Here is a 10029-nt window from a genome sequence, read left to right on the forward strand (position 1 = left end):
GGGACGACGAGCGCCGCGGCCGGCCCCGGCGCAACGCCGGCAACGTTCGCACCCGGCGAGACCCGCATGTTCGCCAACATGATGCAGGGCGTGCAGCAGCCCGAGAGCGCCGCGCGCGGCGCCATCGGCGACGCGGTGAAGGCGATGGCCACGCAGCTCAACGGCATGCGCTCGGTCGAGGACATGCGCGCCAGCATGCTGGCGTCGATCGACATGAACGATCCGTTCAAGACCATGGTGATGGTCGCCGACCAGTCGATGCAGGCGCAGATGAGCTTCTCGAAGCTGCACATGTCGACCGCGCTCGCGAGCGCCGCCACCAACCTGTTCGGCACCTTGCTGAAGAACCAGCAGTAGGCGCCGCCATGAACACATCCTTCGGACGATCGCTGCGGCGTGTGCTGCTGCTCGGCCTGCTGTGCAGCCTGGCCGCCTGCAAGGTCGGGCTGTATTCGAACCTCAACGAGCAGGAGGCCAACGAGATGCTGGCCGCGCTGACCGGCGACGGCCTCGATGCCGACAAGGAGCGGCTCGAGAACAACCAGTGGCAGGTGCTGGTGGACAAGGGCCAGCTGCCGGCGGCGCTCGACCTGCTGCGCGCCCAGGGCCTGCCGAACGACCGCTACGCCAGCATGGGCGAGGTGTTCCAGAAGCAGGGCCTGGTGTCCACGCCGTCCGAGGAGCGCATGCGCTACATCTACGCGATGTCGCAGGAGCTGTCGCAGACGCTGCGCAAGGTCGACGGCGTGGTGTCGGCGCGCGTGCACGTCGTGATCCCGGCCAACGATCCGCTGAGCGACAAGATCCGGCCGTCGTCGGCCGCGGTCTTCATCAAGCACCGGCCCGACGTCGACCTGCGCCTGCTGGTGCCGGCCGTCAAGGACCTGGTGGCGCACAGCATCGAGGGCCTGTCGCACGACCAGGTGTCGCTGTCGTTGTTCGAGGCGCGCCGCGCACCGCCGCAGGGTGCCGCGCCGGCCGGCGCCGTGCTGCCGCGCAGCGACCTGATCCTCGGCGTGCTGCCGGCGCAGACCGCGCTGGTGCTGCTGGTGCTGCTGCTGGCCGCGGCCGCCTGCCTGGTGGTGCTGCCGGGGCTGCTGCGCCGCAACGATCTCGACTGGCGCGTCTGGCTGCGCCGGCAGGTGTTCCGGCGCTGACGGGCCGCGACGATGAGCCCGGCCGCCCCCGCCCCCACCCCTGCGCACGACCTGCTGCGCCTGGTGATGCGCCACAACCTGCACCCCGAGCTCGACCTGCATGCGAGCTGGCTGCCGGCCGGCTGGCCGCTGCGCCACCGCCGCGTGGCGCGCTTCGGCGCGGCCGGGCAGGGCGTGCTGGCACAGCTGTTGCGCGCCGAGGCGGGCGCGCCGCGCTACAACGTCGATTCGCGCCTGGGCCGGCTCGCGCTGGTCGACGGCGCCTCGCTGCGCCGGCTGGCCGCCTACACCGGGCTGTGCGCGCACAAGTCGCTGCTGCGCCAGCGCGGCATCGGCGCCGTGCTGCGCCGCCAGGCACGCCGCTTCGATGCCGACGCGGCCGAGTTCGTCGCCGAGCGCCTGCCGGCGCTGACCGAGCTGCGCATGAACGTCGCCGCACTGCAGCAGCACCCGGCGGGTGCCGGCCGCACCGTGCTGGACCGCGGCTACCGCCTGCTGCTGGCCGCGCTGGCCGGCGAGGGCGAGGCCGTGCTGCGGCGCGTGCAGCGCAAGTTGCCGCGGCGCGTCAGCACGCTCGGCCTGCCGGAGCTCGCGCCGCGCCAGGCGAACCAGCTGCAGGAAGTGATGCTGCAGTGCCTCATCCCCGAAAGGTTGCCCGCATGGGACTGGCTTTTCTGATCACCACCGAGAACCTGCAGCTGCTGAGTGAACGCAAGGTGCTGAAGGAGGCCGAGTACGCGGCGCTGCTGGATGCCGCCGCGCTGGTCGAGGCGGCGCGCCGGGAGGGCGAGCGCATCGTGCGCCAGTCGACCAGCCAGGCCGAGGACAGCCGCCGGCGCGGCTACCAGGAGGGCTTCGAGGCGGCGCGCGCCGAGCACGCGCAGCGCGTCGTGTCCGATGCGGTGGCGACCGAGCGCCAGCTGCGCGCGCTGCGTGCGGCGATGGCGCAGATCGTCGTCAAGGGCGTGGCGCAGTTCGTCGACGAGCTCGACCCGGCGACGCTGATCGAGCGCGCACTGCAGCGCGTGGACACGCTGATCCGCCACGAGCCCTTCCTGACCATCCGCGTCGCGCCGGCGCAGGAGCCGATGCTGCGCGGCGCGGTGGCGCGCCTGCAGGGCGAGGGCGGCCTGCCGGCCAGCATCGCGGTGCAGTGCGACGCCTCGCTCGCGAGCGGCGCCTGCGTCGTGCAATCGGCATCGGGCACGCTGGAGATCGGCGTCGATGCGCAGCTCGAGGCGTTCCGCAAGGCGATCGAACGCCAGGGGGGGCGCTGATGGATGCCGCCGCGCTCGACATCGTCGCCGACCTCGAGCACGCGCTGCGCCGTGCCGCGCCGGCCGGCATCCGCGGGCGCGTCAGCCGCGCGGTGGGCATGACGATCGAGGCGACCGGCATCCAGGCCCACGTCGGCGAGCTGTGCGAGCTGACCACGCCGGGCGAGCCGCCGCTGCTGGCCGAGGTGGTCGGCTTCTCGGGCACGACCGCGATCCTGACGCCGATGGGGCCGACCACCGGCCTGTCCGCGCTGACCGAGGTGATCCCGTCGGGCCGCGGCCACGTGTGTCCGGTCGGCGACGGGCTGCTCGGGCGCGTGCTCGATGCGCTGGGCGAACCGCTGGACGGCCTGGGCCCGCTGGAGGTGAACGCGCGCCTGCCGGTGCACCGCGAGCCGCCGAACCCGTTGCAGCGCCGGATGATCGAGCGGCCGCTCGCGACCGGCATCCGCGCCGTCGACGGCCTGCTGACGCTCGGCGAAGGGCAGCGCATCGGCGTGTTCGCGCCGCCCGGCATCGGCAAGAGCACGCTGCTGGGCATGCTGGCGCGCGGCTCGACGGCGGACGTCAACGTGATCGCGCTGATCGGCGAGCGCGGCCGCGAGGTGCAGGAGTTCCTCGAATACAACCTCGGTGCCGCCGGGCTGGCGCGCAGCGTGATGATCGTGTCGACCTCCGACCGCCCGCCGATGGAGCGCATCAAGTCGGCCTATGCCGCCACCACCATCGCCGAGCACTTCCGCGACCAGGGCCGGCGGGTGCTGCTGGTGATGGACTCGCTGACGCGCTTCGCGCGCGCCCAGCGCGAGATCGGCCTGGCCAGCGGCGAGCCGCCGACGCGGCGCAGCTACCCGCCGTCGATCTTCTCGATGCTGCCGCAGCTGCTGGAGCGCGCCGGGCGGGGGCGCCGCGGCTCCATCACCGCGGTGTACTCGGTGCTGACCGAGGGCGACGAGGAGAACGACCCGATCGCCGAGGAGGTGCGCGCCATCCTCGACGGCCACCTCGTGCTGTCGCGCAAGCTCGCGGCGGCCAACCACTACCCGGCGATCGATGTGCTGGCCAGCGTCAGCCGCGTGATGTCGAACATCGTGCCGCGCGAGCATCGCGCCGCGGCGGCACGTTTTCGCGCGCTGATGGCGCGCCACCAGGAGCTCGAGATGCTGATCCAGATCGGCGAATACCAGGCCGGCAGCGATCCGCTGGCCGACCGCGCGATCCAGTCGCGCGCGGCGATGCAGGCCTTCCTCGCGCAGGCGCCGGAGACGGCGGTCGCGTTCGACAAGACCGAGGCGGCGCTGCGCCGCCTCGCGGGAGCGGACTGAGATGGACGTCGACTGGAAGCTGCTGGTCCGCGTGCGCGAGCAGCACCGCAGCCGCGCGCAGCAGCGCGTGGCGCGCGAGCGCGAGGTGGCCGCGGCGGCCGTCGCACAGGCCCGGGCCCTGCGCGAGGCCTGGTTGCGCGAGGTCGAGGCGCGGAGTGCCGTCTGGGCGTCGGTCGCCGGCCGGCCCGAAGTGCTCGACATTGCATTGATGCGCCAGGCGAGCGCCTGGAGCCGCACGCTCGACGGCCGCGTGCGCGACAGCGCGCAGCACGCCCAGCAGGCGCGCGATGCAGCGCTGCAGAAGCAGCAGGACCTGGAGGCCTGCCGCCGGCAGCTGCGCAGCGCCGCCGGCGACCTGCAGAAGGCCGAGCAGATGCACGAGCGCGTGCGGCGCGAAGCGCGGCGCCAGGCGCAGTCGCGCGCCGACGAGCAGCTGGAAGAGAACGCCGCGCAGGCCTGGGCGGCGCGGCGCCCGCCGCGTTGAACGTCGAACTGAGCGTCGCACTGAAGGAGACCGCACGATGCCGATGGCCGAACTCGCCGCGCTGGAGCAGACCGTCACGTCGGCCGCGCTGACGCTGCCGCGGCTTGCCGCGGTGTTCGCGGTGATGCCCTTCCTGTCGGGCCAGCTGCTGAGCGGCTTCGTGCGCGCCGGGCTGCTGGGCATGCTGGCGCTCTTCATGTCGCCGATCGCCGGCGAGATGCCCGAGCTGTCGCTCGGCCTGTGGTTGCTGATCGCCTGCAAGGAGGCGCTGATCGGCCTGCTGCTCGGGCTGGGCTTCGGCATCTTCATCTGGGCCATCCAGAGCGTGGGCGACCTGATCGACTTCCAGACCGGCTCGGCCAACGCGTCCTTCTTCGACCCGGTGGCCGGCCACGACAACGGGCCCACCGGCGAGTTCCTCGGCTGGCTGGTGATCACGCTGTTCGTCGCGGCCGGCGGGCTGCTGGCGCTGGTCGGCGTGATCGTCGACTCGTACCGGCTGTGGCCGGTGGCGTCGTTCTTCCCGAACGTCGGCAAGGTGCTGGAGGAGTTCGCGATCCGCCAGGGCGACACGCTGTACCTGTGGATCGTCAAGCTCGCGTCGCCGGTGCTGCTGGTGCTGGTGCTGGTGGAGCTGGGCATGGGGCTGATCTCGCGCGTGGCGCCGCAACTCAACGTGTTCGTGTTCTCGCAGCCGCTGAAGAGCCTGCTGGCCACGCTGATGATGCTGCTGTTCCTGTTCTTCGTGTACGAATCGCTGCAGCAGTTCCTGCGCCCGTCGAACGGCGTGCTCGAGTTCCTGCGGCTGGCGTTGTAGCGCGATGGCCGAGAAGACCCGCGACCCGACGCCCAAGCGCCTGCGCGATGCGCGCAAGCGCGGCGAGGTGGTGTTCAGCGCCGACGTGCCGGGCACGCTGTCCTTCATTGCCGTCGCCGCCACGCTGTGGCTGCTCGGTGCCGCGCTGTTCGGGCTGCTGCGCGAGCTGTGGTGGCACGCCACCAGCCCCGAGGTGCTGAGCCGGCCGGACGATCGCGTCGTCGAATTGCTCTCGCACACCGCCGGGGTGCTGCTGTGGGGCGCGCTGCCGGTGATGGTGGTCGCCGCGCTGGCGGCGGCGGTCGGCTGCTTCGCGCAGGTCGGGGCGCTGGCCACTTGGTCGCGCATCAAGCCCGACGTGAACCGGCTGAACCCGGCCGAGGGGCTCAAGCGCATGTTCTCGACGCGCAACCTCGTCAACCTGCTGAAGATGTTGGCCAAGTCGGCGCTGCTCGGCGCGCTGCTGGCCGTCGTGACCGCCAGCTTCCTGAACACCGCGCTGAAGCTCGGCTACGCCCAGCCGCCGGCCGTGCTGGTGGTGGCGGCCAGTGTGCTGCTGACGGTGTCCGGCTGGGCCGCGGTGATCTACGTCGTGATGGCCGGCGTCGACTACGCCCATGCGCACCACGAGTTCATGAAGCAGCAGCGCATGTCGATCGAGGACCTGCGCCAGGAGCACAAGGAATCCGAGGGCGACCCGGTCAATGCGGGCCGCCGGCGCATGGCGCACTTCGAGGCGGTCTACCTCGGGCTGGCCGACCGGGTGCGCGCGGCCTCGGCGCTGATCTGCTCGGGCAGCACCGCGGTCGCGCTGCAGTACCTGGGCGAGCGCGACCTGCCGCGGGTGATCGCGCGCGGCGAGAACGAGGTCGCTGCGCAGATGCGCCGCCTGGCCGGCGAGGCGCTGATCCCGATGGAATTCGATGCCGCACTGGCCGGCCGGCTGTACGACGAGGTGCCCGAGGGGCAGGCCATCCCGCGCTCGCTGTACGAGCCGGTGGCGCGGCTGCTGCGCTGGGCCGAAGGCCGCGAGTAAACGAACAGACATGAACCCACAGACTCAGACGCGAGGAACCCACCATGTCCTTCCTTGATTCGATCGGGCGCGTGTTCCAGGCCCTGCCGCCGCCTCCTCCTCCTCCTCCGCCCCCGCCGCCGCCGCCCCCCCCGCCGCCCCCGCCGGCTCAGCCGCCGTGGTACTCGGCGCAGAGCGCCGCCGCCATCGAGGCGCGGCGCGTGGCGCTGCAGTCGGCGGTGACGCGCACCAGCGGGCTCGAGCAGCAGCTGAAGGACCAGGTCGAGCAGCGCAACGAGACGCTGGCCAACGGCGGCAAGCCGGCTGCCGCGAAGGAAAAGGCGCTGGACGACACCTACGGCCAGTACATGGCCGCGGCGCAGCAGGAGATGCGCGTGGCAGCCGACAAGGCGAGCCAGGACGGCGCCGACCCGCAGGCCTCGCTCGATGCGCAGGAGACGCTGATCCTCGAACGCGCGAAGAAGAGCGGCGCGTTCGACATGAAGGGCGTCACGCCGCAGATCGACGGCCTGCGCGACGAGGTGAAGGCCGAGGATCCCGAGGTGCGCACGCTGCACGTGAAGCAGTTCGATGCGGGCGAGACCGACCGCAAGGCCATCGATGCGCAGCAGAAGACCGTCGACGACCTGCAGGCCAAGGCCGACACCGCGACCCACGCGGCCGAAGGCTACCGCAACCCGAGCGCCGCCGACCGGCACGACCCCGACTACTTCCGCGCCAAGGCGGCCGCGGAGAACGAGGCCCGCACCGCGCAGCTGGCCGCCGACGGCGCGAAGGCGACGCTGCAGCGCATGGGGCTCGATGCCAGCAAGACGCAGACCGACCTCAACCTGAAGGTCGCCGATATCGGCGTGCGCAAGGCACAGGACGCGTACGCGAGTGCGCAGCACAGCGGCTCGTCATCCGTCGTCGATGCGGCCTACCAGAAGCTGCAGGACGCGATCGACGTGCGCGACGTGCAGCGCCAGGTGCACGAGGTGGCCGACGCCCGCCTCGCGAAGTTCGACGCCGATGCCGCGCTCGGCAACGCGAAGGACACCTGGGACCAGGCCTCGCGCAGCCGTGCGGCCGTCAACCCCGAGGACCGCTTCGACCCGAACCGCGAGTTCTGGGCGGTGCCGGGCAGCGACCTGGGCAAGAACGTCCACTTCAAGGACGGGCGCTGRCAGTACCAGGTGAACATCCATTGGGGGCCGGACGAGTGGACCGACCTGCCGAAGGAAACCGCCGCGCTGTGGGATGCCGACAAGACCGCGAAGGCCGCGACCGAACGCGCCACCCAGGCCGAGACCGCCTATGACACCCTCTACCGCGACCGCGTCGGCGACCCGTCGACAGGCGACGCGCGGCTCGATGCGAAGCCGTGGCTGGACAAGGCCGACGCCATAGTCAGCGACCTGTCGAAGGCGAACGGCGCGGTGCACGACGCCGACCTCGCGGTGCAGGCGGCGCGCCGTGACGGCAAGCCGCAGCGCGAGATCGACGCGCTGGAGACCGACCTCGGCGCGAAGCTCGAGACGCAGCGCACGGCGCAGGCCCAGGCCGATGCGCTGCAGTCGGTGCGCGACCTGCGGCAGGCGCGCGTCGAGCTGGCCGCGGCGCAGCGCACCGACACCGGCGCCGGCGCGACCAAGCCGTCGCAGGCCACCGTCGACGCGCAGAAGAAGGTCGACACGCTGACCGGCGACACGCGCAACAAGATCTCGAACGCGAACAAGCTCGCCGGCTCCGAGGCCGACCTGAAGACGCAGGAGGACGAAGCCCGCAAGGGCCTGGCGGGCGCGAAGCAGGCGCTGGCCGACCAGGACGATGAAGTCGACAAGGCGCGCAGCGCCTGGGCCGCCGCGGCGCCGGCCGACAAGGACGCGCAGCAGAAGAAGCTCGACCAGGCGCTGGCCGAGTACGACAAGCGCAGCCTGACCGTCAAGGACTACGAGAGCCGGCTCGGCCTGGTCGACAGCGAGCGCGGCCTGCTCGCGGCGCAGCACGACTACGACACCTTCGGCTTCGTGAAGCCGGTGACGACGCCCGGCAGCCAGGGCAAGAACCATCGCAACACCGCCGCCACGACCACCTACCCGCCCGGCTACGACCGCACCGCCGCGCTGGTGCCGCCCGGCGCGTACGCCGAGACCGCCAACCTCGGCTCGATGGCGAAGGACGACGACGGCTTCAGCACGCTGAGCGACGGCACCAAGGTGAAGCAGCAGGACGGCGTCACCACCTTCAAGCAGAAGGACGGCACCGAGATCCGCGAGGAGCACGGCGAGTTCAAGGTCTACTTCATGCAGGCGGCCGGCCATTCCAGTGCGCTGTCGAAGAAGGGTGTCGACATGCACCCGGTGACCGAGCGGCTGTGGCGTGCGCAGGCCGCCGCGCTGAAGGCGCGCGTCACGCGCGCCGATGTCGAGGGGCAGCTCGCGACGCAGGCGAGCGACCGCCCGCCGGCGGTCAGCGTGCCGGATGCGCTGGCCGGCGCGAAGGGCGCCCAGGGCAGCGCCGTGCCGACGCTGAACCTGGACGACGCGGTCGACACGCGGCTGGTGCAGGTCGCGGCCGCGATCCGCGATGCGCATCATTACGACGCGCCGGACGCCGGCAGCCTGTCGTCGCGCGAGTACACCGCGCTGCAGGCGGTGCAGGCCTTCCAGGATGCGCGGCGCACGCTGCAGCTGGCGCAGGCCGATGCGCGCGACGGCAAGCCGGCCGGCGACCTGCATGCGCKGCAGGTGAAGGTCGACGATGCGCGCACGCATGCGGTCGACGCGCGCTCCGACTGGCTGGAGCTGTACCACCAGCAGACCACCGGCTCGAAGAAGACGGTGGTCGACAGCGCCCGCACGGCGCATGACGGCTGGCTGAAGGATCACCCTTACCTGAAGGGCACCGACGGCGAGCAGCGCAGCGCGACCTGGAAGGCGCTGCAGGCCGCGCAGGACGACTTCGACGTCGCGCAGCGCGCGATGACCGCCAACGCCGCACCGGGCGCCCACGCCGAGCAGGCCGAGCTGCTGCGCTCGCTGAAGCCCGAGGATCGCAGTGATCCGGCCAAGCTGTACGAGAAGTTCAACGAGAACCCGGCCGTGATGGCGCAGGCGCTGATCAACGACCATTACGTGATGTACGGCGGGCGGTCCACCGAGATGCACGGCCGCACGCACATCGGCAACACGGTGGCGGCCTCGTTCGGCTGGCAGCCGTCGGTCACGCTGGACCCGTCGCAGCCGGACCAGAACGCGCAGGCGATGCTGTCGCAGGACCTGTTCGGCAAGCTCGGCAAGGACCAGCGGAAGATGCTCGACGGCGTGGTCGACGAGATCGTCGACGTCGGCGGCGAGAACGCGAAGGTCACCGTGGTGCCGGTGGTCTATGCGACCAAGGAGTCCGGCATCGTCAAGACGGCGCTGTTCAAGGTCGAGCGCCAGGACGGGCCGGGCGTCAAGTACGTCGACGAGCAGGGCTGGAGCTACGACAGCATCGACGACTACCGGGCCAACAACAGCCTGCCGAGCACCGGCTGCACGCTGGTGATGCCGGAGGACGGCGAGTTCAAGGTGCAGGACGACGGCAACATCAAGCTGTTCGTCGGCGATGCGCGCACCGAAACCGGCTTCGAAAAGGCCCGGCGCAAGTACCACATCGACACGATCGCGGCGGTGGCCGGCGTGGTCGCCGGCGTGGTGCTGATCTGCGCGACCGGCGGTGTCGCGGCGGTGGCGCTGGTGGGCGTCGGCGCGACCATGGCCTATGGCGGCGTGACCGCGACCGCCGACCTGGTGAACATGGCCGACCACGGCCAGTCGCTGAACCCGTTCACCAACGAGCGCGCCCGCATGAGCGAGGTGTCGCTGCTCGGCATCGCGCTGGGCGCCGGCGCGATGGGGGCGGGCGTGCGCGTCGCGGCCCTGGGCGCGCGCGGCGCGGCCGACGCGG

General features: G+C 71.8%; 9 protein-coding genes. All 9 read left to right on the plus strand.

Features of this window, described 5'->3' with window-relative positions; translation table 11 throughout:
- Positions 1-357: hypothetical protein (locus AC1D12_RS14195; protein WP_477841068.1), on the plus strand; the 357-nt coding region annotated here is incomplete at its 5' end.
- Positions 358-365: 8 nt separating this feature from the next.
- Complete coding sequence (gene sctJ, locus AC1D12_RS14200) at positions 366-1157, plus strand: type III secretion system inner membrane ring lipoprotein SctJ (protein ID WP_477829274.1); 792 nt, start codon at positions 366-368, stop codon at positions 1155-1157.
- A gap of 12 nt (positions 1158-1169) precedes the next feature.
- The gene (locus tag AC1D12_RS14205; protein ID WP_465113144.1) at positions 1170-1835 is read left to right on the plus strand and encodes a SctK family type III secretion system sorting platform protein; all 666 of its coding nucleotides are present in this window, start codon (positions 1170-1172) and stop codon (positions 1833-1835) included.
- On the plus strand, positions 1817-2434 hold the full coding sequence (gene sctL, locus AC1D12_RS14210; RefSeq protein WP_477825965.1) for a type III secretion system stator protein SctL: 618 nt from the start codon (positions 1817-1819) through the stop codon (positions 2432-2434). The genes AC1D12_RS14205 and sctL overlap by 19 nt, the downstream gene beginning before the upstream one ends.
- The gene (locus tag AC1D12_RS14215; protein WP_477841070.1) at positions 2434-3759 is read left to right on the plus strand and encodes a FliI/YscN family ATPase; all 1326 of its coding nucleotides are present in this window, start codon (positions 2434-2436) and stop codon (positions 3757-3759) included. Before sctL ends, AC1D12_RS14215 begins: the two co-directional genes overlap by 1 nt.
- A 1-nt stretch (position 3760) precedes the next feature.
- Positions 3761-4243, plus strand: a complete 483-nt coding sequence (locus tag AC1D12_RS14220) for a serine kinase (protein WP_477841072.1) — start codon at positions 3761-3763, stop codon at positions 4241-4243.
- A 37-nt stretch (positions 4244-4280) separates the two neighbouring features.
- Complete coding sequence (gene sctT, locus AC1D12_RS14225) at positions 4281-5060, plus strand: type III secretion system export apparatus subunit SctT (protein ID WP_465113148.1); 780 nt, start codon at positions 4281-4283, stop codon at positions 5058-5060.
- Between the two features lie 4 nt (positions 5061-5064).
- Entirely contained in the window at positions 5065-6096 is a 1032-nt protein-coding gene (locus AC1D12_RS14230) for an EscU/YscU/HrcU family type III secretion system export apparatus switch protein (RefSeq protein ID WP_465113149.1), read from the plus strand.
- Between the two features lie 44 nt (positions 6097-6140).
- The coding region (locus AC1D12_RS14235) for a DUF4781 domain-containing protein (protein ID WP_477841074.1) at positions 6141-10029 on the plus strand (3889 nt) is incomplete at its 3' end.

This window comes from Rhizobacter sp. P1_G5, from assembly GCF_056405435.1.

Coding starts and splice junctions, on each gene's coding strand:
- AC1D12_RS14230 (WP_465113149.1), top strand. CDS start 5,065: ATGGCCGAGAAGACCCGCGACCCGACGCCCAAGCGCCTGCGCGATGCG.
- sctJ (WP_477829274.1), top strand. CDS start 366: ATGAACACATCCTTCGGACGATCGCTGCGGCGTGTGCTGCTGCTCGGC.
- AC1D12_RS14215 (WP_477841070.1), top strand. CDS start 2,434: ATGGATGCCGCCGCGCTCGACATCGTCGCCGACCTCGAGCACGCGCTG.
- AC1D12_RS14220 (WP_477841072.1), top strand. CDS start 3,761: ATGGACGTCGACTGGAAGCTGCTGGTCCGCGTGCGCGAGCAGCACCGC.
- sctL (WP_477825965.1), top strand. CDS start 1,817: ATGGGACTGGCTTTTCTGATCACCACCGAGAACCTGCAGCTGCTGAGT.
- AC1D12_RS14205 (WP_465113144.1), top strand. CDS start 1,170: ATGAGCCCGGCCGCCCCCGCCCCCACCCCTGCGCACGACCTGCTGCGC.
- sctT (WP_465113148.1), top strand. CDS start 4,281: ATGCCGATGGCCGAACTCGCCGCGCTGGAGCAGACCGTCACGTCGGCC.